This window comes from Pseudoalteromonas sp. ATL1 (assembly GCF_058933015.1).
This window is the reverse complement of the sequence record NZ_JBZYXL010000001.1, coordinates 3706981-3733520: the sequence shown is the minus strand read 5'-3', so window position 1 is coordinate 3733520 and position 26540 is coordinate 3706981. Positions and strand designations below refer to the sequence as shown.

Genomic DNA, 26540 nt, shown 5'->3' with positions numbered 1-26540 from the left:
AGCTCTTTTGAACTTTGGTCCACGGGCCATTTGGAGTAAGTATGAGGTATCAGATTAAAGCTAACGTCAAATACTGGCTTTTTGTTTGGCTATCTGTATTTAGTTTATCGGTTTCGGCTTTCTCTATTAATTATAAAGTGAAGTCGGGCAGTGGTGTTGCTAACATATCTCATACTGATAATTCTATTACATACCTAATTGATGCCGGTACTGCAACTTCCTACACGTCATCTACTATGACCGTGTATAGCGGCATTGCGGTTGCAGCAGATGCCTTTATTAATCAGGCTCCGTCTGCTTCAGCAGGCGGGTATATATTTTATACTAGTGACTCTAATAATAACTTTAGTTTTGACTCAATTACCATCTATGCCAACTTGCAGGTTTCAGCCAGTAATTACCAGATTAACTTAAAAGGGTATGATGGTGGAACGGCTGCAACCCCAGTAACTGCCACAATTACCGTACCTTTGGGAGAGATTGGGGACGTATTCACAATTACAAGAGACACTGACTTTTCAGGTGCTGACTGGCAAAATGTTGATACAGTCGTGTTGGAGTTTTATAACACGGCTAGCAATGTTTATAACAATAACTTTGCAATAGATACGATTACTGTTACACCTGTTGCGAGCAACTCGGCACCGACGAATATTTCCCTTAGTGCAACTTCGATTGATCAGTCTGCTACAGGAGCTTCTGCGTCAGTCGGCACGCTTTCTACCACAGACTCTGATGGTGGTGATAGTCATACCTATAGTTTAGTAAGCAATGGTGCAAGTGCGAATGGCACCTGTAGTGCTTCGGGTGACGATGACAATGGCAGCTTTTCAATTTCTAGCACAACTTTTCAAACCCAATCGGCATTGTCGGCGGGTAGTTATAACGTTTGTGTACAAACCAACGATGGTACAACAACTTTTCAAAAAACATTTTCGATTACGGTGAACGATGATGTAGCGCCAAACGCGCCCTCTACACCAGATTTAGATGCCGCATCTGATACCGGCTCATTCAATACAGATAATATTACCAACGATACAACTTTAACTTTAAGTGGCACTGCAGAAAGCGGCTCTACCGTCACATTATATAGCGACCAGGTTAATGGTGGCGCAACGTCAATAGGCTCGGGTACGGCCACTGGGGGGAATTGGCAAATTACCACAAGCGCGTTGAGTGCTGCCACGCATGCGATTAGTGCTAAGGCAACCGATGGGAGTAGTAATGTTAGTAGCAGTTCATCGAGCCTCAGTGTCACAATAGATACCACCGCTCCTACGGTGGCAGAAGTCGCCGCGGTGACTACACCTACGAACGATACAACACCAAACTATACCTTCAGCACAACCGAAACGGGGACATTAGCCATGGGGGGGAGTTGTGGTACATCAACCTCAACGACGATTGGCTCGACAGGTAATCAAACCATTACCCTAACTCAAACTAATAACAGCACCGCGCTAGTGGCAGGCACTTATACGAACTGTACGGTGACGGTGACTGATACTGCGGGTAATGCCAGCTCAGCTCAAGCGATTACTAGCTTTACAATCGATACAACGGCGCCTACTTTGGCAGAGGTAACGGCAGTGACAACCCCCACCAATGATACAACGCCAAACTATACATTTAGTACAACAGAGACCGGCACTTTATCGGTTGGCGGCAGTTGCGGTACGTCTAGTTCAACGACCATCAGTAGTACTGGTAATCAAACGATTACCTTGACTCAAACGGATAATTCTTCAGCGTTAGCGGCAGGCACATACAGTAATTGTACGATCACGGTGACAGACTCCTCCGGTAACGCCAGCAGCGCGTTGAGCATTTCCAGTTTTACTATCGACACAACCGCACCGACTTTAGCAGAAGTCACCGCGGTTACAACCCCGACCAATGACACAACGCCAAGCTATACATTTAGCACAACCGAGACTGGCACACTGTCTGTGGGCGGCAGTTGTGGTACATCAACCTCCACAACGATTAGCTCGACAGGTAATCAAACCATTACCCTGACGCAAACCGATAACAGCACCGCGCTCGCGGCTGGCACTTATACGAATTGTACGGTGACGGTGACTGATGCTGCGGGTAATGCTAGCTCAGCTCAAGCAATTACTAGCTTTACAATAGATACAGCGGGTCCAACTTTAGCTGAAGTAACGGCAGTGACAACCCCGACTAATGATACAACCCCAAGCTATACATTTAGTACAACCGAGACTGGTACACTGTCTGTGGGCGGCAATTGTGGTACATCAACCTCCACAACGATTAGCTCGACAGGTAATCAAACCATTACCTTGACGCAAACCGATAACAGCACCGCGCTCGCGGCTGGCACTTATACGAATTGTACGGTGACGGTGACTGATGCTGCGGGCAATGCCAGCTCAGCTCAAGCAATTACTAGCTTTACAATAGATACAACGGGCCCAACTTTAGCTGAAGTAACGGCAGTGGCAACCCCGACCAATGATACAACGCCAAGCTATACGTTTAGCACAACCGAGACGGGCACTTTATCGGTTGGCGGAAGTTGCGGTACATCAACCTCCGCAACGATTGGTTCGACAGGTAATCAAACCATTACCCTGACGCAAACCGATAACAGCACCGCGCTCGCGGCTGGCACTTATACGAATTGTACGGTGACGGTGACTGATGCTGCGGGCAATGCTAGCTCAGCTCAAGCAATTACTAGCTTTACAATAGATACAACGGTGCCCACGTTGGCAGAAGTAACGGCAGTGACAACCCCGAACAATGATACAACGCCAAGCTATACATTTAGTACCACAGAGACCGGTACACTGTCTGTGGGTGGCAGTTGTGGTACATCAACCTCCACAACGATTGGCTCCACAGGTAATCAAACTATTACCCTGACGCAAACAGATAACAGCACCGCGCTCGCGGCTGGCACATATACAGACTGTACAGTGACGGTGACTGATGCTGCGGGCAATGCCAGTGCAGCGCAAGCAATTACTAGCTTTACAATAGATACAACGGCTCCAACTGTTGACGGTGCTAATTCGACACCGAATGATAATGCGACGAATGTCACGGTAAGCAACAATATTGTTATTGATTTTAATGAAAATATAGCTTTGGGTACGGGTAATATTACCATTCGCAATGTATCTAACAGTAGTGACTTTGAAGTATTTAATGTCGCAACTGAAAGTGATGGTACAACGACAGCGCCCAGCGCTGGCCGTATCAGTATTACTAATGACAAGATTTATATAAACCCGACTTCGGATCTAACAGGTAATAGAAGTTATTCAATTCGAGTCGATGCAACTGCGGTAGATGACTCAGCAGGCAACAGTTTTGCAGGCATTAGCGATGATACAACCTTTAATTTTTCCACGGGTAATACAGCACCGAGTGTGGATTTAGATTCGGGTACTGGTGGCAATGATAGCACGGCCTCGTTCACTGAAGCTGGTGGCGCTGTCAATATCGCTGCAAGTGCAACCGTAACGGAAGCTGATGGCGATACCATAACGACTATTACGGTCAGCCTAACTAATGATCAAGATGGTGCGTCTGAAGGGTTAAATGTCACCGCAGCTGCACAAGATGCACTAAGCGGCATTTCAGGGTCATCTGCGATTACATTACAAGATACCATCACTGTGTCTGGTGCGACGGCAACGGCATCAGAAGTACAAACTTTCTTGCAAGCGGTGACTTATAACAATACTTCAAGTTCGCCTAACGAAACGGCCAGAACCGTGACTGTGGTGATCAATGATGGCACAGACAATAGCACCTCTCGTACAGCCACGATATCAGTGAGTAATGTAACTGCAGCAAGTAGCTCTGCGGCTAGCTTTAATACCACCAATGGTACGAATCTATCTCCTGCCATTACATTTACCAGTGATGATGAAACACTTACTATCGCATCTGCCAGCCATATCACTGGTTCAACTGCGGATGGTGGCACAGGAACCGATATTCTATCTGTTCCAACAGGTTCTGATTTAACTGGGTTCACTAGCTTAACAGGGTTTGAAACGTTAACGCCAGATAGCGGTGCTTCAATCACCTTAAATGAATCTCAACATGATGCGTTTAGCACTATTAATGGCGCAGGCACCAATCAATTCACCATCTCTAGTGCTGATGGTGATCAAGCATTAACAGGTGATGCCGACATTGAAAGCTATGTGTTGGGGGCTGCGATGAGCTTTACCCTAGCTGATGCTGCGCAAAATGTGACCGGCAGTACAGGTGATGATACGGTTAATGTGACGACCTTGAGCGCTACAGGTACGTTAAACGGTGGCTCAGGTACAGATACTCTACAAGCAAGCTCTGGAGCAAATATCAGTGGCGCGACAGTCTCTGCATTTGAGTCCCTCACACTTGCCAGTGGAGCTAGTGTGACGATGAGCGAGGCACAACATGATAGCTTCTCAACGATTACCGCACCAGGTTCACAAACCATTACTATTAGCTCGGCAACGGATGGATTGACGGGTAATAGTGCCGTAGAAAGCTATTCACTCTCTGTTGCTAACACCTTTACTCTTGGTAGTGCGTCACAAAATCTGGTCGGTAGTGCGAGCGATGATACAGTTAACGTTGGCACGTTGACTGCGACAGGTTCGATAGTTGGTGGCTCTGGTACTGATACACTGACGGTTGGCAATGGTGGTAGTATTGCTGGTGCGACGATATCAGGTTTTGAAAACCTGACTGTAACAAGTGGCGGATCTGCAACGGTTAGTGCATCTCAGTTATCTGCATTTTCTGGTACCGTTTCAGGGACTGGTACTGAAACCATTACTGTGTCAGGTGATGGCAGTGTCTCTACGCTCTCCGCAATTGAAAACTACACCTTGTCAGACGATAGCACTAACACGCGTTCGGTAACGGTAAACGGGGCTACACACTCTGTTACAGGGTCATCGACTACAGACGCTATTACTTTTGATATAGGCACGTTAACATATACAGGCACTTTGACAGGGGATAGCACCGTTGCTGACACTCTTTCGATGAGTTCAGGTGCAGATATTACAAGTGCCTCTATCAGTAATATTACTAATTTGACGCTCGCCTCTGGCGCATCCGTAGCGATGACTGCCAGTCAAAATGCTGCTTTCTCGGGCACTATAACAGCACCGGGCTCAGAGACAATTACCATCAGTGGAGATGGTGACTTTACTACCTTAGTTGGTGTTGAAACTTACAGCGTGGGTGATGATACAACCAATACCAGAACCATAACTGTGGCGACAGGTACAACGAGTGTGACCGCTAGTTCAGCCACCGATGCCATAACGTTTGCAATTGGCGGCAGCACTTATACTGGTACCCTCACAGGTGACAGCACAGTCGCTGACCAAGTGCAGGTCACTGATGGTGCCGATGTCAGTGGTGGCGTCTTCACAAATATTGGCAGCTTGTCTGTTGGCAGTGGCGCTACTGTCGCGATTGATTCTGCAAACCTAAGCGACTTTGCGACGGCTATTTCTGGAAGCGGAGGGTCTGAAACGCTCAAGCTAATGGATGGGGGGACATTTGATTTCTCAACCACATCTATTTCTGCAATTGAAGGCATTGCCATTGGCACCAATAATAACGCCACGATTACCCTAACAGACAATTTTAGTGCGGACGGGCAAACCGTGTCTGTTACTAATTCATCAGGCAGCGCTATCACCGCTGACTTGGTGATAAATGCTTCTGCATTTGCAACAGATGTCTTGCAAATTACTGCCGCAGACTTAGATGGTTCAGATACTATAACTGGTGGTAGTGGTGCAGATACCATTCGTCCTGGTGCTGGTACGGATACTATGACTGGGAATAGCGGCAATGACAACTTTGCTGGTGCAGCCAGTGACTTAAACGGTGATACCATTGCCGACCTTGCTGTAGGCGATACCATTACTATTACAGGAATTACAGGGCTAACTACCAGTAACGTGCGCTTTAACGGGACTGGCACGCTAGAGGTAGATACCGATGCAACAACATTTGCAAGCCCTGAAGTGTCACTCACATTAACCAATACTCCAGCGAATGATTTGGTATATACCGTGACCGATTCAGGCAGTGATACTTTAATTACATTTGCGGCCGCAAATAATGTACCTGTATTTAGTAGCTTAAATGGTGGCAGTACCTTTACGGAGAACGGTTCTTCCGTTGCAATTGATACGGATGTCACGGTTGCTGATACCGAACTCGATGCACTCAATGGCGGTAATGGTGACTATAGTGGTGCATCGGTGACGATTGCACGTAATGGCGGGGCGAATTCATCAGATGTATTTAGCAATTCAGGGTTGCTAGGTACGTTAACCCAAGGTAATACCTTCACATATAACTCCACCTCAGTTGGTACTGTAACCACTAATTCATCGGGAACCTTAGTACTGACATTTAACAGCAGTGCGACCTCCGTTATGGTTGACGGTGTTCTTCAGTCAATCAATTATGGTAATAGCTCAGAAGACCCGTCTTCTTCAGTAACGTTGAATTACACATTTAATGATGGCACTGCAAACAGTACAGGTTCCAATCAAGCAGTTGTAAATATTACAGCGGTTAACGATGCGCCTACAGATATTGCTCTAACAGCGACAAGTATTAATCAATCTGCCACTGGAACTGGTTCCACAGTTGCAACCGCATCAACAACAGATGTTGAAAGTGGTGATAGTCATACATATAGCTTGGTCAGTGCAGGTGCAAGTGATGGCGGAACCTGTAGCGCAAGCTCTGGTAACGGTAGCTTCCAATTCACTAGCAGTACTTTGCAAACACAAGGTTCTACGTCACCGGGCGATTACACCATTTGTATTCAAACAAGTGATGGTACGGCAAGCTTCCAAGAGTCATTTACTATTACCGTTAATGATGATGTGGCGCCTAATGCCCCTTCGACGCCAGACCTGGATTCAGGTTCAGATACCGGAGCATCAACGACAGATAACATTACGAGTGATGCGACGCCTACATTGAGTGGTACAGCTGAAAGTGGCGCAACGGTTAAGTTGTATAGTGATCAAGTAGGGGGGGGAACCACTGTGATTGGTAGTGCCACTGCAACAGGTGGCAACTGGCAAATCACAACAAGCTCGTTAGCATCAGGTGTATCTCACTCTATTAGTGCAACAGCGACTGATTCCGCAAATAATGTGAGTAGCAGCTCAGCTGCGTTGAGTGTGACAATAGATACGACGTCACCTAGCTCACCAAGTACGCCTGACTTAGCCGCAGCTAGCGACACAGGTAGCTCAAGTTCGGATAATATTACAAACGATACAACGCCAACCTTTACAGGAACAGGCACAACCGGTGACACCATTACGCTAATTTCAAGTAATGGCGGTACCATTGCAAGCGGGGTGGCCAGTAGTGGTGCATGGAGTATAACGCCAACTACGGCTATCAACTCTGGTACACATTCTATTTTTGCTCGAGCTTCAGATACAGCGGGTAATACAACGGATAGTTCGACTATTTCTGTGGTAGTTGATACCACTGCACCAACTGGTGTCAGTGCGACAATCGATCAAAGTCAAATCAATGCAGATAATGAAGCTGCGTTGAGCTTCTCTTTAAGTGGATTAGAAAGCTCAGGTAGTTTCACTTATCAGATTTCAGATGGTACAAGTTCAGTCAGTAGCAGTAGTGCAACTTCCATAACAAGCTCTACAGCGCAAGTAACGTCTATTGATGTGACTAATTTGGATGAAGGTACATTAACACTGACAGTATTGGTGACGGATGTCGCAGGGAACCAAAGTAGTGCCTTTAGTGATACCGTGACAAAGCAATATAATGTCGCGCCAACTGCGGTAAATGACACGCTGACCACCAATGAAGATACTGCGGGTACAGTTAATGTCGTAGCCAATGATAGTGACCCTGAAAATGCGCTATTGGTTTCATCGGTTACTGTCAAAACGTCGCCAACCAAAGGGCAAATTTCGATTAGTAATGGCAGTGTGACCTATACACCGAATGCCAATGCTAATGGTTCTGACTCATTTACCTATACGGTGAAAGATAGCGCACAAGCAGAGTCAAATGTTGCGACTGTTTCGATTACGATTACACCCGTTAACGACTTGCCTGTTGCGGCGAATTTTACACCGAGTATCAATGAAGATACACCCACATCTGCGCTAACGATACGAGCAAGTGCAACAGATGTCGAGGATACAAATCCGACGGGTAACATTGAAATTGCCACAGGTCCTAGTCTCGGCTCGGTTGCGATTAATCAAACTGCCGGTACACTCATCTATACACCGAATCCGAATGTGTCGGGTTCTGACTCGTTGACCTACACAATTTTGGACAGTGAAGGTGGGCGTTCAAATACGGCGACGATTTCGATCACCATAGCTTCAGTGAATGATACGCCGACGATTTCAGGCACACCGCAAACTTCTGTGGATGAAGATACACTTTATAGCTTTACGCCAACAGCCAGCGATGCTGATAATGACAGCTTGACCTTCAGTGTGACCAATTTACCGAGTTGGGCTAACTTTAGTACCTCTGCAGGAACGCTATCTGGCACGCCAACAGAAGGGCAATCTGGGACATATGCAGGTATTGTCATCGCTGTTAGCGATGGTCAAAGTTCACAATCGCTTAGCTCGTTTAGCATCACCGTTAACGCAGTGAATGATGCGCCAACGATTAGCGGTACACCGAGCCCATCTGTAAAACAAGACGAAGCATACAGCTATATACCTGTGGTGTCAGATGTTGACTCTACCACGCTTACATTGAGTGTTACCAACTTACCAAGTTGGGCGAACTTTAATAGTGTAACGGGTGAGTTATCTGGTACGCCTACAAGTGAAGACATAGGCACGTATACGGGCATTGTTATCACGGTCAGTGATGGCTCGCTACAAGCAAGTTTGCCAGCGTTTGATATTGTTGTTGAGTCTGTCAATGCTGCGCCTGTAGCCAAAGATATGGCGCGTAGTATTGACGAAGATAAGAGCACCAGTTTTGTTGCCGATGTGAGCGACTCCAATGGCGATACATTAACTCTGAGCGTACAAAGCCAACCTCAAAATGGTCAGGTGACTGTACAGGGCAACTTGTTGACTTACACGCCTGCACCTAACTTCAATGGCACGGATGCGTTTAGTTTCAGTGCATCAGACGGTGAACTTGTGTCAAATGTCGCGACAGTGACAATTACAATTGCGGCTATCAATGATCGGCCTGTGGCGGTAGATGATAGCTTTACGCTGGATGTGGTGCCGTCGAATCAATATAGTTTACCTGTTCTAGCAAATGATACGGATGCCGATGGTGATACCTTAACCATTATTGGTGCTAAGGCGACATTAGGCAGTGTCATCATTTCAGGCAATACATTGACATATACAGCGGTAGCAAACTCTCGAGGGCCAATAGTTGTTAACTATGTCATAGAAGATGCAAATAAAGCTCGAGCCTCAGCAAAAGCACTTGTCACGCTTACCAACGGGCTAGGTGGTGAAGCGCCAACGATTGTTGCTCCAGATGATGTCACGGTAAATGCAACCGGGTTATACTCAAAAGTTGATTTAGGTACTGCAGTGGCGACGGACTCGCAAGGGAATCCGCTATCAGTGTCATTGGTTAATGGTTTTCCATTATTTGCACCGGGTCAAAATATAGCTTACTGGCAGGCCACGGACGAGCAAGGTTTAACGGCCACTGTGAGCCAAAATGTCAACGTTAATCCATTAATATCTCTTCAAAAGAACAGTCGTATTGCGGAGGGGAGCACACACTCGGTGGTTGTTTACCTCAATGGTCGCTCACCAAGTTACCCTGTGGTGATCCCATATACTGTGTCGGGAACAGCCAATAGTGCTGATCATGACTTGGTATCTGGTGAAGCTGTGATTAATTCAGGTTTTGAAACCCGCATCGAGTTCACAACATTTACTGATAGTGAAGTTGAAGGAAATGAAACGATCGTGATTACTTTAGATGGTAGTTTGAATCTGGGTACTCGTTCGTCGTCAACCATTACTATTTCGGAAACGAATTTAGCGCCAGAGCTTCTCACTAGGGTTTTACAACAAGGTGAGGAACGAGACTTAGTTACAGCAACGGATAATGAAGTATCCATCACAGCAACTGTATCGGACGCGAATCTAAATGACCAGGTTAGCGTGGTTTGGAGCACCTCTGCGCCGTTACTCAATACATCGACTGATCCGACTCAATTTGTATTTAACCCAATTAATATCGAAAAAGGCATATATAAAGTAAGAGTCACTGCAACGGATAATGGTACGCCGAGCTTATCAACACAAAAAGATGTGTACATTGAAATTATTGAGTCGTTAGCTGCACTGGGTGAAGAAGACTCAGACGGGGATTTAATTCCTGACTCACAAGAAGGGTATACAGACTCGGATGGTGATGGCATTCCAGACTATCAGGACGCTATTTCAGAGTGTAATGTGATGCAAGAGCGAGCGCTTGAATCAACGCAGTTCCTTGTTGAAGGGGATCCAGGTGTTTGTTTACGCAAAGGTGCGACGGTGGCACAAAACCAAACTGGTGGATTACAGCTATTAGGTGAAGAGCTACCCAATGACCCTAGTGCCATTAACATCGGGGGCCTATTTGACTATATCGCAAGTGGTTTACCGCAAGCAGGGGATACATACAGTATCGTATTGCCACAGCGAGTGCCCGTGCCGTTGAATGCGGTCTACAGGAAATTGAAAGATGGTACATGGCACAACTTTGTGATTGACGGTGAAAACAAAGTACTGAGTTCACAAGGAGAGCCCGGTTTTTGTCCACCGCCAGGTGATAGTCAATGGGTTGATGGCATGGTTGAAGGCAGTTGGTGTGTTCAACTTCGTATTGAAGATGGTGGGCCAAATGATGATGATGGTATTGCCAATGGTGTCATCGTTGACCCAGGCGGTATTGCTGTGTTGCTAAATGATAATGCGTTGCCAGTTGCCAATGCGGATGCCACTCAAATCATAGCGGGCCAAACCATTATTATTGATGTACTTAATAATGACACTGACGCGGATGGCGATGTCATTACGATTACAGGTGCAACGGTTGATTTTGGTACGGTTGTTATAGAGGACAATAAGTTGCTTTATACGCCACCTTCGTTGTTTGTGGGCAATGCAACTATTCAATATAGCATTACCGATGGTCAAGGCGGCACGGCATATAGTACAGCATTGGTTACAATCATTATTAATAAGGCGCCAGTGACTGTAGCTGACACTGGGATATCTGATGGAACGGCATTGGTCATTGATGTACTTGCCAACGACAGTGATCCAGAAGGTTTATCATTATACTTAGTGTCCGCGACAGCTGAGCATGGCACTGTGAATGTAAATGTTGATAATAAACTAGAGTATCGTCCACAAGCGCTCTTTAATGGTACCGATACGATCACATATCTTGTTAGAGACGAGTTCGGCGCGACTGCGCAAGGTACGGTAACTGTAACCGTTAAACGTGTGAAAGAAACTAGTATTACTAACAGTTCGTCAGGTTCTTTGGGAGGAGTACTTATGTTATTGCTATCAGCCTTGTTTATTCGCCGGAGCAAGTTATTTTTGTCAGCTTGTGCTTTGATGGTTTGTGCCTGTTTGGTGCAAACACAGGCCTATGCTGCGCAGTGGAAAGTAATGGGCACGTTAGGCCAAGCAACTGCCGATATGCAGGTACCACCTACTGAGCTGACGGCAGTGAAAGTGGATGATACAGGCACTAGTTGGTCTTTCGGACTGTTCTATCAGGTTGCCTCCGATTGGCATGTTGGGATGAAATACATCCATTTGGGAAAAGGGAGTGTGGATTTTGAAGGGGCAGTATCGGATCCTGCATTAGTGCAAAGCTCATTAGCAAGTGTGGCGCCAGTCTTACCTGAGGGTGTGTCAGTTGAAATGGATTTTTCTAAAAGCTTGTCAGATAAGTTTGTAGGACGCATGTTTTTTGGTGCATTTAATTGGGAATATGAAATAGAAAGCTTACGTGATGGTAGTGCGCTTAATACGCAAAAAGACAGTGGTGTTAGTGGCTATCTCGGAGGGGGTATTCAGTATTCAATTTCCTCACAGCTAACAGTGGGGGTTGATTATAGTTATTACTTCATATCCAAAAATGATGTTGATGAAATTGCACTAAACGTGCAATATCGATTCTAACGATATCGAATACGTTAAAAGTAAAAAAAAGCCCAAAGGGGCTTTTTTATTATTCAAACTATAGCGACGTGCTGTTTTGCTCACTTATCCCAATAAGACTGTTCTAATGAGTCTTCACGTTCAGGTAAGCCACGAGAAAGTCGTGGTGAATGTTGCACTAATACTTCATAACTTGCGCGGTTTGCGTACTTGCTAATTTGTGCCAGTGAAGAGTAGGTGATAGCGCGTTGTTCATGTTTTGCTGAATTTGGTACGTTTAGTTTGTGATATTCATTTGCTGACAGATCATGAAGCACCGCAGCCAGTGCACAGTCGCCTGCGCCATTGGTGTTTTTGATTGTGTCAGGGCCACCCATGTAAGGTGCTGTGTGGCTGTACGCTCTAATTGGATTTTCACAATCGGCTTTGCGCATACCGCGCGAAAACTCATAGCGGTTGAACTCTGCAATAGCTCCAGGCAACAACGGATATTCAGTTTCACGCTTGAAGCTATCGTCAACGTAACCTGCCATAAATAGGCCTTTTGGCCCCGCAGTACAGATCACTAAGTCAACCCAGTCTAACGCTTTGTCAGCAGCAAGAAGCGGATCAGCAAACCCTGTAATGGCTTCGCCTTCTTCTTCGTTCATCGCAAGAATATCAACGTGTTTTTCAACAAATTCAGCCCACCAAGTTGGGTCTTGTTCAATTAAGAACTTAGTGCCGAGTGTCAGCACAACAGGGACACCTGCTTGATTGGCATAGTGAACCGCTTGCATAGTTGCTTGTGCCATGGTCTCGTCGCCACTCGTGCGCATGAGATACGCGCTGATCACCAGGGCTGATGCGTCTTCAATCAAAGATTGAGAAATAGACTCAGGACGCAGATAATTCATTAAACCGGCACTGATGGCGAATGTTCGCTCACCTGTATCGTCAATTAAGGTAAAGCAACGACCTATTGGGCCATCTACTGGTTGTAAGTAGTTTAGATCAACGCGACTTGAGGTATTACACAAGAACTTATATGCATAACTGCCTACGGTAATGTTTTCGCTCATTACACCCAGCAAAACCGAACGGTCATCAGCAAGCACAGAATAGTTGTGCATGGTATTGCCAATAGTGCCGCCAGCGAACTCGTAGTCGATCATGTCATCGCGCTTTAAACGCTCGTACAAGGCATTGGTTATATCGCTCGCAATCACTTGCGACATACCGCGTTGCAAACCAAATTCATCCAAAAAAGCCTGATCAACTTTTGCTTCTATATCTACAACGATTTGGTCAATGCCACAGATGTAACTGCGTTTCAAACCATTGTCACTACCTAACTGGTTGATTAGTGGGTCTTTATCTTCAACTGGAAAATAATGTTTATGCCTGCGGCGTCCCGGAAATTTCATGTTTTACCCGTGTGTGTTGAGCTCAAGAAATAAAAAAAGCGGCGAATTATAGCTTAAGTGTAGCCCTGAGAGCCATGTGATTTTGCGATTTTCTAGGTTGATTGCACTAAATTGGCGAAAAACTATCAATTTTTTAGGGTTTTTATCTAAGCATAGGGTTTTATTTTGAGTATTAGGGAGCCGAGTCTGGCGTCGCGCATCAATAGGGCGGTTTATCGTGATATGACTTCACGATATAATGTGTGGTGATTTAATCGCGAACAAAACAAACATGAATGAGCTAGAACAAGATCAGTACTGGATGTCACAAGCACTGAGCTACGCAGATAAAGCAGAGCAACAAAACGAGATCCCGGTTGGCGCGGTGATTGTTAAAGACAATCAATTAGTCGCTGCTGGCTGGAATGAATCTATTTGTAATCACGATCCTTCTGCTCATGCGGAAATGCAAGCCGTTCGCAAGGCGGGTCAAATTTTAGAAAACTATCGATTAGTTGACTGCACATTGTATGTCACTTTAGAGCCATGCCCGATGTGCGCAGGATTGCTGGTTCATAGTCGTTTAAAGCGTGTTGTGTTCGGTGCTAAAGATGGCAAAACTGGGGCGGCGGGGTCAATTATGAACATTGTCGCAGAGCCAAAACTCAATCATCAATTGGATGTCACTGAGGGCGTATTAGCAGAGCAATGTGCGCAAAAGCTATCGGATTTTTTTAAACGTCGTCGTAAAGAGATCAAAGAAGCCAAGAAGCAACAAAAAGCGGCTCAAGGTTGAGCCGCCATTTCTTCCATTTGTAGTAGTGCAAATAATTTTCTTCGCAGTAGCACCTTTTTGTGCATGTTTTTAAGCATGACACGACGTCTATTTGGTGAAGTATGTCGTGTGTTACGTTTAAATTGATGAGTTCGACGTCTTTTTAGCATCGGAACCTCCTTATTATGTGTGAGAGAAAACACGCGTTGCAGCTTTACAGGAGAATATTGCAACTTTATGACATATACCCATTCAGATGCAATCTATTTGCCAAAGTTCCCGGTTAATGCATTATTTTCATCTAACCAAACGAGGGCGTCATAGTAGCGGCGAATATTATCGACATATTGAACCGCCACATCTCCGCGTGCATATCCATATTTGGTCTTTCGATAGTAGCGCTTTTTAATTAGCAAAGGTAGTCGTTTTTTAACGTCTGCCCAGTTGTCGGGATCGCCACCTTGGCGCTGGGTAATTATACGCGCGTCATTCACATGCCCCCAGCCAACATTGTATGAAGCAAGTGCAAACCAGGTACGGTCTGGTTGCGGTATACGCTTAGGGATACGCTTGACTAATTTAGCTAAATAAATTGAGCCGCCACGAATATTTTGCTCTGGCTCTAGACGGTTCGTGACACCGACTTGTTTGGCGGTGGGTTGTGTCAGCATCATGATACCGCGCACCCCGGTTGGCGATTTTGCCTTTGGGTCCCACATTGATTCTTGATAGCTCAGCGCCGCAAGTAAACGCCAATCAATATTGCCCGCGTATTGTTCAAACCAAGCTTGATACTTGGGTAGTATTTCGTGGGCAGCCTCAACAAAAGCCAATGCATTGACGTAATTGAACGACTCAATATGGCCGTAGTACTTTTCTTCCAAGGTATATAAAGTATCGGTGTTACTTAAATGCGAGAAAAACGACAGCATCAAAGCATACAGTGAATCGTCATTATCATTACGTGTCACCCAAGCAACGGGTTCTTCTTTGGTAATTGAAAAGCCGATACTCACAGTTGGGTGGTAGCGCCGAAACAGCGCCAGCGTATGCGAGTCGGCGATGGTGTAATCTATTTGTTCGTCAATGACGCCAAGCAATAATTCTTCTTCGTCTAAGTCACTGATGGCGTGCCATTGCAAGCTGGGGTTAGTTTGTTTAAGTGTTTGCAATGTTAAAATATGGCTGGAGCCCGCCAGCACAGAAATGGGTTTATCGATATCAGCGATACTACGTGGCCGTGTGCGGCCTTGTTTAAAAACCAGTTTTTGACTAATCGAGCGATAAACAGGACCAAACCTGTATTTTTCAGTACGCTCAGTGTGAAAACTTATTCCAGATGCCACAATGTCTAAGTCGCCACTATCAAGGCGCGCAAACATTTCCGGCAGGCTAAAAAAGGGTACCATTTGTAATTGAACGCCCAAATAGCCCGCAAACGCTTCGCTTAGCTCATACTCATAGCCTTGCTCACCATTACGGGCTTGAAAATAGTTGCCGGGCCCAGCAAGTGTACCCACGCGAATCACTTGCTTTTGTTTAACTCGCTCTAGCTGATTCTCGTGTGATTGCTCACAAGCGGTCAATAAACACAGTAACAATAGGGCACACACCCAGCGAAGTGCTTGCATTCATCTCCCCGTTAAAACTTGATTGCATTCTCACGTTAGCCAAAATTAGCGTTGAACGCAAAATTAAACGCTTTACCTTGGCGCTAATTTTGCCCTAACAAACTGGTTTTACATTAAAAGTGTTATTTTTGTGAGTTTTAGCATGATTAGTGTTAAACCCAAGCGACATTTCTACTATAATGGCGACCCTAAATATCGTTCAATCCCTAACCCCGGATGAAAATACCTATGTTGATCTTACGTGGTGCGCCAGCACTTTCTGATTTCAAAGTTCAAAAAATCCTTAAAACTTGTGCGGATGCAAATTTACCTGTTACTGGTATCTATGCAGAATTTATGCACTTTGCAGACGTAACTGCAGAGCTAAGCGGTGCTGAACTAGACAAACTAAACAAACTACTCAAGTACGGCCCAACTATTGCCGAGCATGAGCCACAAGGTGCACTTATTTTAGTGACACCGCGTATTGGTACCATTTCTGGGTGGGCATCAAAAGCAACTGATATTGCTAACAACTGTGGCCTTGATAAAGTGCACCGTGTTGAGCGCGGTATTGCTTATTATGTAGAAGGCAACTTGAGCGCTGAGCAGCTAAACGAGGTTGCTAAACTTGTACATGACCGTATGACTGAGTCGGTACACAGTGAATTAGCAGATGCTGGCAAACTATTCCGTGTTGAAGCGCCTCGCCCAATGTCGTCGGTAGACATTTTAGGTGGTGGTCGTGAAGCCTTGGTTAAAGCAAACGTTGAGCAAGGTTTTGCGTTAGCTGACGACGAAATCGATTACTTAGTTGAGAACTTCCAAAAACTATGCCGTAACCCAAACGACATCGAGCTATTCATGTTTGCACAGGCAAACTCAGAGCACTGTCGTCACAAAATTTTCAACGCTGATTGGACAATCGACGGCGCAGAACAGCCTAAGTCGCTGTTTAAAATGATCAAGAATACTTACGAGACGCACCCAGAAAACGTACTGTCGGCTTATAAAGATAATGCAGCGGTAATGAAGGGGTCTAAAGCGGGTCGTTTCTTCCCGAATAAAGACGGTGAGTACAGCTACAATCAAGAGAACATTGAGATCTTGATGAAGGTTGAAACTCATAACCACCCAACTGCGATTGCTCCTTTTTCAGGTGCATCAACGGGTTCTGGTGGTGAAATTCGTGATGAAGGCGCAACAGGTCGTGGTTCTAAACCAAAAGCGGGCTTGGTTGGTTTTACCGTTTCTAACCTTCGCATTCCAGGCTTTGAACAACCTTGGGAAACCAACTACGGTAAACCAGGTCGTATCGTTGATGCTCTAGACATCATGATTGACGGTCCACTCGGTGGCGCGGCGTTCAACAATGAATTTGGTCGTCCTAACCTACTTGGTTATTTCCGTACTTACGAAGAAAAAGTAAACAGTCACAATGGCGAAGAGGTACGCGGTTATCACAAGCCAATTATGCTTGCAGGTGGCCTTGGTAATATTCGTACTGAGCATGTACAAAAAGGCGAAATTCCAGTAGGCGCTAAGCTAATCGCACTAGGTGGCCCTGCGATGAACATCGGTCTGGGGGGTGGTGCAGCATCGTCAATGGCATCTGGTCAGTCAAACGAAGACTTAGACTTTGCTTCGGTACAGCGTGAAAACCCAGAGATGGAACGTCGTTGTCAGGAAGTTATCGACAAATGTTGGCAACTAGGTGACGAAAACCCAATCGCGTTTATCCACGATGTGGGCGCGGGTGGTCTTTCAAACGCATTCCCTGAGTTGGTAGATGACGGTGGTCGTGGTGGTAAATTCCAACTACGTAACATCCCGAACGATGAGCCGGGCATGGCACCACATGAGATCTGGTGTAACGAATCACAAGAGCGTTATGTACTTGCAGTAGCGGCAGAAGACTTCGCACGTTTTGAAGCAATCTGTAAGCGTGAGCGCGCACAGTACGCTGTAATTGGTGAAGCAACCGAAGAGCGCCACCTAACAGTTGCGGATAGCCACTTTGATAACAACCCGGTTGACTTGCCGCTTGATGTATTACTTGGTAAAGCACCTAAGATGCACCGTGACGTTGAGTCAAAGCAAGTTGAAGGTGAAGCACTAAACACGGATAGCATCAACGTTGAAGAAGCCGCTAAGCGTTTACTTCGTTTACCAACCATTGCTGAGAAAACATTCCTTATCACTATCGGTGACCGTACAGTTACAGGCCTTGTTGCGCGCGACCAAATGGTGGGCCCTTGGCAGGTGCCAGTTGCAAATTGTGCAGTAACCGCTGCTGCGTTTGACACTTACCATGGTGAAGCGATGTCAATGGGTGAACGTACACCTGCGGCACTGCTAAATTATGGCGCGTCGGCACGTTTAGCCGTTGGTGAAGCGCTCACTAACATTGCTGGTGCTAACATTGGTGGCCTTGAAAACATCAAACTATCGGCAAACTGGATGGCCGCAGCAGGTCACCCAGGTGAAGACGCAGGTCTTTATGAAGCGGTTAAAGCTGTGGGTGAAGAGCTATGCCCCGCACTTGGCCTAACAATCCCTGTTGGTAAAGACTCAATGTCGATGAAAACGACATGGCAAGAAAATGGCGAAGATAAAGCGGTTACAGCACCACTTTCGCTTATTATTACTGCATTTGGCCGCGTGGAAGATATTCGTAAAACGGTTACACCTCAACTTCGCACTGACAAAGGTGATTCAAGCTTAATCCTAGTTGATTTAGGTGCAGGTCAAAACCGCATGGGTGCATCAAGCCTTGCACAGGTTTACAAACAACTTGGCGATAAAACGCCTGACGTTGATAACCCAGAGCTGTTAAAAGGCTTCTATAACGCGATGCAGGCACTTGTCGCTGACGAGAAGCTTCTTGCGTACCACGACCGTTCAGACGGTGGTTTATTCACAACTGTGGCTGAAATGGCATTCGCAGGTCGCACAGGTGTGACAGTTAACCTTGATAGCCTAACAGGCTCTGACATCGAAGCACTTTATAATGAAGAGCTAGGTGCGGTTATTCAGGTTCGTAACACTGATTTAGCTGCCGTTGAAGCTGTGCTGGCTGATAATGGTCTTGCAGCAATCAGCCACACAATCGGTAGCCTAAACGCAGAAGATAAAGTGATCTTCAACCGTGGCGGTGAAGCTGTTCTTGCCAATACGCGTACAGAACTTCGTACAATTTGGGCTGAAACAACGTATAAGATGCAATCTCTACGTGATAATCCTGAGTGTGCTAAGCAAGAATTTGATGCCAAATTTGATGAAAAAGACCCAGGTCTTAACGTTAAGCTGAGCTTCGATATCAACGAAGATATCGCCGCACCTTTTATTGCGACAGGTGCTAAACCACAAATCGCCATCTTGCGTGAGCAAGGGGTTAACTCACATGTTGAAATGGCTGCGGCATTTAACCGTGCAGGCTTCGCTGCAATTGACGTTCACATGAGTGACATCTTAGAAGGCCGTTTAACGCTAGAGCAGTTCAAAGGCCTAGTGGCATGTGGTGGTTTCTCTTACGGTGACGTACTCGGTGCGGGTGAAGGTTGGGCTAAGTCAATTTTATTCAATGACATGGCGCGCGATCAGTTCCAGACTTTCTTTGAGCGTCAAGATACGTTCAGCTTAGGTGTGTGTAACGGCTGTCAGATGATGTCGACATTGAAAGAGCTTATCCCAGGTACTGAACATTGGCCACGTTTTGTAACTAACAAGTCAGAGCGCTTTGAAGCGCGCTTTAGCTTAGTTGAAGTACAAGAAAGTCCATCAGTATTCTTCCAAGGTATGGCTGGTTCTCGCATGCCAATCGCAGTCTCTCACGGTGAAGGTCATGCTGAGTTTACAAACGATGCAGCGGTGAAAGCAGCTCTTGATTCTGGCACGGTGGCAATTAAGTTTGTTGATAACCACGGTAACCCAACAACACAATACCCGAACAACCCGAATGGTTCACCAGAAGGTATTACAGGTATTACATCGCTTGATGGTCGTGCAACAGTGATGATGCCGCACCCAGAGCGTGTATTCCGTGCAGTAGCCAACTCTTGGCACCCAGATGACTGGAAAGAGGATAGCCCATGGATGCGTATGTTCCGCAATGCTAGAAAGAATGTGGGTTAATTGAGAACTCAGTAGTATGCAAAGAGGTCACGTAGGTGACCTTTTTTATTGCTTTAAGAAAGCTAACTCTTGGCAGCCATACCCACGATATGAGTGGAAAGAGGACAGCCCGTGGATGCGTATGTTCCGCAATGCTAGAAAGAATGTGGGTTAATTGAGAACTTTGTAGTATGAAAAAAGGTCACTTTGGTGACCTTTTTTGTATTTGTAAGATGAAAGCGACAAAAATATCGGGAATATTTTTGAACAGCGAAGCTGGCCCGAAGCGCGAAAGGCAGAATGCTTGAAGTTATCGAAGTTTCGCAGCGTGTTTTAGGCGAGTCATCGATGACGATTACTGCGTAACGCACCGGGCTGCAGCTTCAGGACGAATTAGTCTGCAAAGCCACAACTAATCTATAGGAAAGACCGCATCAGCGGCCTTTTTGTTATGGCAACAGCTAGTAAGCACCTTCACTATAAATCAACTCATAGCTGTGGCTGTAGATCTCAAGGATGTTACCAAACGGGTCTTCCATGTAGATCATGCGATAGGGCTTTTTACCCGGGTAGTAGTAACGTGGCTTTGGCATGCGCTTTTTGCCACCGGCTGCGACGATACATTCAGCAAGGGCTTCAACGTTAGGGTCTTGCACGCAAAAGTGAAAGATACCTGTTTTCCAATACTCGAAGTTGTCCTCTGGGTTAGTTTGATTCTTAAACTCGAACAACTCGACACCAATCCTATCTCCCGTTGATAGGTGGGCAATACGAAATCTGTCCCAGCCTGCGCCAAATACATCTGTGCACATTTGGCCTATTGCGCTGTTATCTTCAGTAATATCCGTTGGTTTCATAATTAAATACCAACCTAGTACTTTCGTATAAAACTGCACAGCCTTGTCTATATCTGGCACAGAAATGCCAATATGCGAAAAGCTGCGTGGATAAGTATGATCCATTGCTTGCACTCCTAATTAGTGAATATTGGCAGGTTACAAATTCAATTTCATTAAGTAAAATTATCATTAATTATAGTTTTGAGTATTTTTTGTAATGGTTAACGTAACTTGGTTGAAAACGTTTTGTACCTTGGTCGAAGTAGGGCATTTTACACACACAGCGCAAAAGTTATTTATGACACAGTCTGGAGTGAGTCAGCAGATAAAAAAGCTTGAACAACAGCTCAGTGTGCAATTACTCATTCGAGACGGGAAGCAGTTTACGCTATCGGATGCAGGCCACCGCTTATACAAGCAAGGTACCACGGTTCTAGCTGAACTTTCATTGATAGTGCAAGAAATAAAGGAAGACCCACCTTACCAAGGCCTAGTAAGAACAATGTCACCTGGTAGTGTTGGTTTAAAGTTATATCCTAAGTTAGTTGAACTTCAGTCAAGATACCCTGAACTGTGTCTTGATTACCGCTTTGCACCCAATAAAGATATTCAGCAAGCGATAAGTGATTCCAGCATTGATTTTGGTTTTATGAGTACCAAACCCACTATACCTGAAGTGAGCTGTGAACTGGTAAGTGGTGAACCTTTGCTTTTGGTTACGCCTGCAAAGGTAGAGTCTGTCACTTGGGCTACACTCACTGAGCTTGGGTTTATCGATCACCCAGATGGTGCCCATCATTCTAGCTTATTGCTCAGTGCTAATTTTCCCGAGTTTCAGCACAGTCAGTACATAAAAACGACAGGTTTCTCGAATCAAATTGGGCTTATTTTAGAGCCTGTGAGTAAGGGGTTAGGATTTACTGTATTGCCAGCTTATGCAGTTGATGCTTTTAGTAAGCAGGAGCTGCTCAGAGTGCACACTTTAGATGAGCCCATTAGCGAGCCAATTTATTTTTGTACACATAGACAAAAACCGTTACCTAATCGGGTTAAAACAGCGATCTCAGAAGCAGTGCGTTGTCTAAAAGGTAACGAGCAAGCAGTTTAATCTAGATTTTTCGTATCATAATACAAAGGCTTTAAAGACCCACAATTTACAAACTTCAAAGTCAACTCACTGTGTTCTGGCACACGTTTTGAGGTTCGATACTTTTGCATGCAAGCACTGGTTAAATCAACAAAAATCAAATGATTGAAGCTAGGCGACTGTTCAATTTTATGGATATAAATACGTTCACTTTCACCCAAAGTGATCATGTCATACTCCTGCCATTGTGATGACGGTTTGAGATCTGACAAGGCTCTTGAGTAGAGCTTTTTACTGAAGACAATCGGCGCATCAGAAAGTAATTCGCTGCCACCTCGATCATAATGGCCGCTAAACACTTGCGCTTTAACTTCCACTTCTTCGCCGCGCATCAAACGCTCAATATTAAACGGCTTGGGCTTAATGGTTACGAGTTCTGAGTCACGTACAAGGCTTAAAAATGCTACCCCGGGGTTTTCAATTTTATAAACAATTTGCACATTGTTTGGATACTTGTAACTTGGGAAGTTTGCCGCATAAATACTTGAACCGCGATTTAATAACACCATACCGTGTTCACCGTAGTAAGCAGGGTTTAATGGTGGTGGCTCTTTTTTTTCACCTGCTTGAGAGGCGACAATTGGCAAAAGTGTCAGTAAAAATATGGCGGCTTTACGTATCATCATTGAACTTGCCCGTTATTGGTTTTAGATAGGTGTGCCGAAGTTTTCCAAGCACAATTTTTTAACTGAATAAAATATTATACGTTAAAGCGACTTGAATTGCTTGGTGAATAATGTGCACTAAACTAAGCCCAGCACTACAACTTATTACAATTACTTTGTCACATAGTGCACAATTTCATTTATGATAGCGCCTATCATTAGAATATAGGTGGAAGATAAAAGGTATGAATTTAAAGCACTTAAAGTATGTATTTGTTACTTTATGCTTTGTCATACTGTGCCTCTATCTTGTTCGTTCACCTATTTCAATGCGGGTTGCCAATCATTTTTTAGTGCCATTGAATGCGCAAGTGACTTGTTTAAGTTGGTCATTGCATAGTTGGCGAACTATCCAAATCGAACAGCTATGCATCAAAGCTGAGCAGGGCGATGTGAGGGCCACCAATGCCTTGCTGAGCTATGATAATTTATCCATTGCGCAGTTGGATGTGCAGCCAAAGGTAGCGCAGCAACAACCGCAAAGTAAGCAAGCATTTAAGCCTTTAGAACTGGCTTTACCGCAACGTCCAATGCTCAATATCACGCGTTTGAATATTGCAAAAACGCCTTATACGCCGCCACTGACTTTAAGTGTGGCGGAAAACGAACTTAATCATTTATTAGTCACAGGTGATATTAAAGCAGCGGTCGTGTTAGCAAATAATGAGATAAACGCGCGGCTCGATGCATCAAGTCCCCTAGTTCAAAGCCAATTACCGAAATTGATTTCATCATTGCGTGGTTATGCTGAGATTCAATTTTATGGCGATAAGCTACAGGCAAATATTGCGCATAGTTTACAGGCTCAGGTGCAGTATCAAGCCTGTGAGGTGAATTTAGATAGTGTAGGTGCGGGCACGTTGTTTTTTGACTTGAATACGCAGGTTGCTCAAGTCGATATGGCTAAACCAACAAACACTCTTAGCCCGTCGGGCTGTGATAGTTTGTTGCCAGAAGCGCACCGAGCAGCATTTGAAACTATGCTTACTCAACCCGTCAATATTCAGTTCGCGCAACCGATCCAATTTGACAATGGTCAGCTCAAAACGACAAACGTGAATATAACAAGTGTTGATGATCTCACCCAGTTGCAAATATCGAATATACGCTTCGAGCCTGCAATACTTTCTTTGTCTTCCGATGTGACAGTTAAACATCGGGGGGCTTATTTGGGGTCTTTACTTTGGCAAGGGTCTGTTAATTATCAAAATAACCAACTGTTCAGTGAGGGAACGTTTGAACATTCAGCGCAGCACTTAGCTTTGCTGCCTTTTAACCATCAGGGTGTTTTACTTTCAGGAAAAACGGTTCTCTCACAATTCGAAGACGATTTAAAATTTAATTATCAAGGTCGTGGTCGAGTAGATTCATTGAGCCACGCAGCGTTTTTAGGTGAACAGCTGCAATTTGATATTGCCGCTAACATGACGCTATCCAGTACGTTGCAGGGTGATGTCAATCTGGATGTGTTGTTAGAACGTGCACAATTCCAAGATATTGCGCTTAAGCAAGCTCATGCGAATATTGTTGCGGTGCTTGATACCGAGCAGCAACTTACAGCAAAGACGAAGTTGAAAGTGAGCGAAGTTGTTCATCCGCAAGTTTCGGTGAGTGGGGTAAGCGCAGACTATCAGTTTAATGCCGATGTTGGTGCAGGGGAGTTCTTTTTAGATATCGTAGGGCAAACAACACTCGCTAAGCTAAAAACATCACAATTGACCTTGAGCAATTTGCTCATTGAGAGTAAAGGCCAACAAAACAGAGGTGGGCGTTTTGAACATGCATTACAGGGGGCGGGGCTGACTGGATTGTTTTCGCATCAATATTCAACACTCCATCATGCTTATGAATTTAATTTAACCTCTGACAATGTCACCGAGCTACAACCTTTGATGAGCCAGCTCAGCCCCAAACTCAAACTTGTACAGGGAAACCTCTCATTGCACAGTCGCGGTGATCTGAACTTACAAACGGCTAATTTTGAAGCGCAAGTAGCGGATTTTTCATTGTTATATGATACCCATTACATTGACGATATGAACACCGAAATTGTTGGGGTTTTTAATTCAGGAAACGTTAATATCCCTGAAACTACAGTGACTGTAGGGCAGATCCGCTCTGGTGTGGTGTTATCAGAGTTGAAAACGCATTTGCATGTTGAAGATAACCAAGCTTATTTGTCACAAAGTCATGCCAAGGTATTTGATGGCTCGATAGACGTACCTATGATTAAATTGTCAACCGAGCCTCAAGTCATAGACGTGCAAGCACAGGCTTTAGACTTAGCGCAAATTGCGCAAGCGGGGCGAGATGCTGGCATTGAGTTGGCTGGGCGAGTATCAGGAAAATTCCCGATCAAGCTTGAAGATATGCAAATGAGCATTGAGCAAGGCCAGCTAATTAATTCGGGTATTGGGCAGTTAAAGGTCGCACAGAATGCGTCAATTGAGGCACTTAAAGCGCAACAGCCGAGCTTGAAATCTGTGATTGGTGTGTTGGACGATTTAACGATTGATAAGTTAACCAGTGATGTGGCCTTATCACCGGATGGTTGGCTTACCTTAGGCGTGAAAATAGTCGGAGAAAATAAGGCGCAAGCGCAACCCGTGAACTTTAACTACACACACCAAGAGAATATTTTTACCCTTTTTAGGGCATTGCGATTGAGTGATGAATTAACCCAAAAAGTGGAAGACGCTTTAACTAAATAGGAGCAAAGCCAATGAAATGGACCCTAGTTTTGATCAGCTTACTGGCCTTAAGCGCTTGTACACATAAAGTACAGGTGGAGACCAAAGAGCCGATCACCATCAATTTAAACGTCAAAGTTGACCACGAAATTCGTGTCAAAGTTGACAAAGAACTTGACGATTTATTTAGCGACGACAGCGAATTATTCTAAGGAGAGCATGATGAAAGCAACAAAATTAATCACCGCTGTGGCAGCGCTGGGCATGGCATTTTCTGCATTTGCGTTAACGCTTGATGATGCTAAAGGGCAGGGATTAGTTGGCGAAACCGAAGCTGGCTATTTAGCTGCAGTGAGTTCTAACGCACAAGTACAAGCGCTGATCTCGGATATTAACGCCAAACGCAAAGCAAAATATCAACAGTTAGCGAAGAAAAACGGCATCAGTTTATCGCAAGTTGAAGCGTTAGCGGGTAAGAAAGCCATTGAAAAAACAGACAAAGGCCACTTTGTTCAGGTTAATGGTCGTTGGGTGAAGAAGTAACGCTTCACCCTATTGAATGGCACGAAGGTGTCTTTAATTATTTATGGCAGTTTTTTAGCAACTGTTGCCAAAATGCCTCGCCTTTTCGACGAGCCAAACGAATGTTATTCTCGGGAATGCTTTCAGGGTCGTCGTAATTTTCCAATGCTTCGGCCATGCTGAGTTCACGAATTAAATGTAAAGTTGGGAACGGCGCACGATTGGTGTAATTGGCCGCATCATCCTCTTCGCTATCAGCAAACACATAGTCAGGATGAAAGTTTGCAATTTGATAGCGCCCTTCATAGCCCTGTACCGCAAGCATGGCATTGGCTAAATCGACCAGATCTAAAAAGTCAGCAAAGTCTTTAAATCCGTCTTTAAAAATGAGTAAGGTGGTTTCCCGTTCGGGGTAATTATCCAAAGCTGCACACGCTTCCAACATGTCCATTATGGCATCATCGTGACTTGCTGAATCTGACACTTGGTAATGAATGGTGTTTTGTTCAACTTCTTTGCGGGCGAATGGGCAAAAGTTATATTTAACAATCACTGAGCTAACCCAGTTTTGCATGATCTGTGCGGGCGTTAAGGGTGATGAAGCGCTCATTCGTGTAA

General features: G+C 45.1%; 13 protein-coding genes. 7 read left to right on the top strand and 6 right to left on the bottom strand.

The features are described 5' to 3' along the window. The first annotated feature begins 41 nt into the window (after positions 1–41). Positions 42–12197: an Ig-like domain-containing protein gene (locus AC5FX4_RS16350; RefSeq protein ID WP_493607396.1), complete on the top strand. Its 12156-nt coding sequence runs from the start codon at positions 42–44 to the stop codon at positions 12195–12197. Positions 12198–12277: 80 nt separating this feature from the next. Here the strand turns inward: AC5FX4_RS16350 and AC5FX4_RS16345 are convergent, their stop codons facing one another. Then, positions 12278–13582, bottom strand: a complete 1305-nt coding sequence (locus AC5FX4_RS16345; RefSeq protein WP_493607395.1) for an inosine/guanosine kinase — start codon at positions 13580–13582, stop codon at positions 12278–12280. 271 nt (positions 13583–13853) lie between these two features. On the opposite strand from AC5FX4_RS16345, the gene tadA reads away from it, so the two are divergent. Continuing rightward, the gene (gene tadA / locus AC5FX4_RS16340; protein WP_493607394.1) at positions 13854–14357 is read left to right on the top strand and encodes a tRNA adenosine(34) deaminase TadA; all 504 of its coding nucleotides are present in this window, start codon (positions 13854–13856) and stop codon (positions 14355–14357) included. Here tadA and AC5FX4_RS16335 read toward each other — a convergent pair. Both AC5FX4_RS16335 and mltF read right to left on the bottom strand, forming a co-directional pair. Further along, positions 14348–14506, bottom strand: a complete 159-nt coding sequence (locus AC5FX4_RS16335) for a hypothetical protein (protein ID WP_493607393.1) — start codon at positions 14504–14506, stop codon at positions 14348–14350. The two genes, tadA and AC5FX4_RS16335, sit on opposite strands and share 10 nt — an antisense overlap. A 93-nt stretch (positions 14507–14599) precedes the next feature. Beyond that, on the bottom strand, positions 14600–15967 hold the full coding sequence (mltF, locus tag AC5FX4_RS16330) for a membrane-bound lytic murein transglycosylase MltF (protein WP_493607392.1): 1368 nt from the start codon (positions 15965–15967) through the stop codon (positions 14600–14602). A 228-nt stretch (positions 15968–16195) separates the two neighbouring features. On the opposite strand from mltF, the gene purL reads away from it, so the two are divergent. Then, entirely contained in the window at positions 16196–20080 is a 3885-nt protein-coding gene (gene purL / locus AC5FX4_RS16325) for a phosphoribosylformylglycinamidine synthase (protein WP_493607391.1), read from the top strand. 440 nt (positions 20081–20520) lie between these two features. On the opposite strand, the gene AC5FX4_RS16320 is transcribed toward purL, so the two are convergent. Further along, positions 20521–21021, bottom strand: coding sequence for a lactoylglutathione lyase family protein (locus AC5FX4_RS16320; protein ID WP_493607390.1), 501 nt, complete (start codon positions 21019–21021; stop codon positions 20521–20523). Between the two features lie 94 nt (positions 21022–21115). Here AC5FX4_RS16320 and AC5FX4_RS16315 point away from each other — a divergent pair, with 94 nt between their 5' ends. Continuing rightward, complete coding sequence (locus AC5FX4_RS16315; protein WP_493607389.1) at positions 21116–22006, top strand: LysR family transcriptional regulator; 891 nt, start codon at positions 21116–21118, stop codon at positions 22004–22006. On the opposite strand, the gene AC5FX4_RS16310 is transcribed toward AC5FX4_RS16315, so the two are convergent. Then, positions 22003–22671 carry a hypothetical protein gene (locus AC5FX4_RS16310; RefSeq protein WP_493607388.1) on the bottom strand — a complete coding sequence of 223 codons (669 nt, stop codon included), beginning with the start codon at positions 22669–22671 and terminating at the stop codon, positions 22003–22005. The genes AC5FX4_RS16315 and AC5FX4_RS16310 overlap by 4 nt on opposite strands. 224 nt (positions 22672–22895) lie before the next feature. On the opposite strand from AC5FX4_RS16310, the gene AC5FX4_RS16305 reads away from it, so the two are divergent. From AC5FX4_RS16305 to AC5FX4_RS16295, 3 genes are read left to right on the top strand one after another with little or no spacing between them, the layout of a single operon-like run. Further along, positions 22896–25421 carry an intermembrane phospholipid transport protein YdbH family protein gene (locus AC5FX4_RS16305; protein WP_493607387.1) on the top strand — a complete coding sequence of 842 codons (2526 nt, stop codon included), beginning with the start codon at positions 22896–22898 and terminating at the stop codon, positions 25419–25421. A gap of 11 nt (positions 25422–25432) precedes the next feature. After that, the gene (locus AC5FX4_RS16300) at positions 25433–25612 is read left to right on the top strand and encodes a YnbE family lipoprotein (RefSeq protein WP_152085184.1); all 180 of its coding nucleotides are present in this window, start codon (positions 25433–25435) and stop codon (positions 25610–25612) included. Between the two features lie 10 nt (positions 25613–25622). Then, complete coding sequence (locus AC5FX4_RS16295; RefSeq protein WP_493607839.1) at positions 25623–25943, top strand: YdbL family probable chaperone protein; 321 nt, start codon at positions 25623–25625, stop codon at positions 25941–25943. Between the two features lie 37 nt (positions 25944–25980). On the opposite strand, the gene AC5FX4_RS16290 is transcribed toward AC5FX4_RS16295, so the two are convergent. Then, positions 25981–26532 carry a DUF1415 domain-containing protein gene (locus tag AC5FX4_RS16290; RefSeq protein WP_493607386.1) on the bottom strand — a complete coding sequence of 184 codons (552 nt, stop codon included), beginning with the start codon at positions 26530–26532 and terminating at the stop codon, positions 25981–25983. Between the last annotated feature and the right edge of the window lie 8 nt (positions 26533–26540).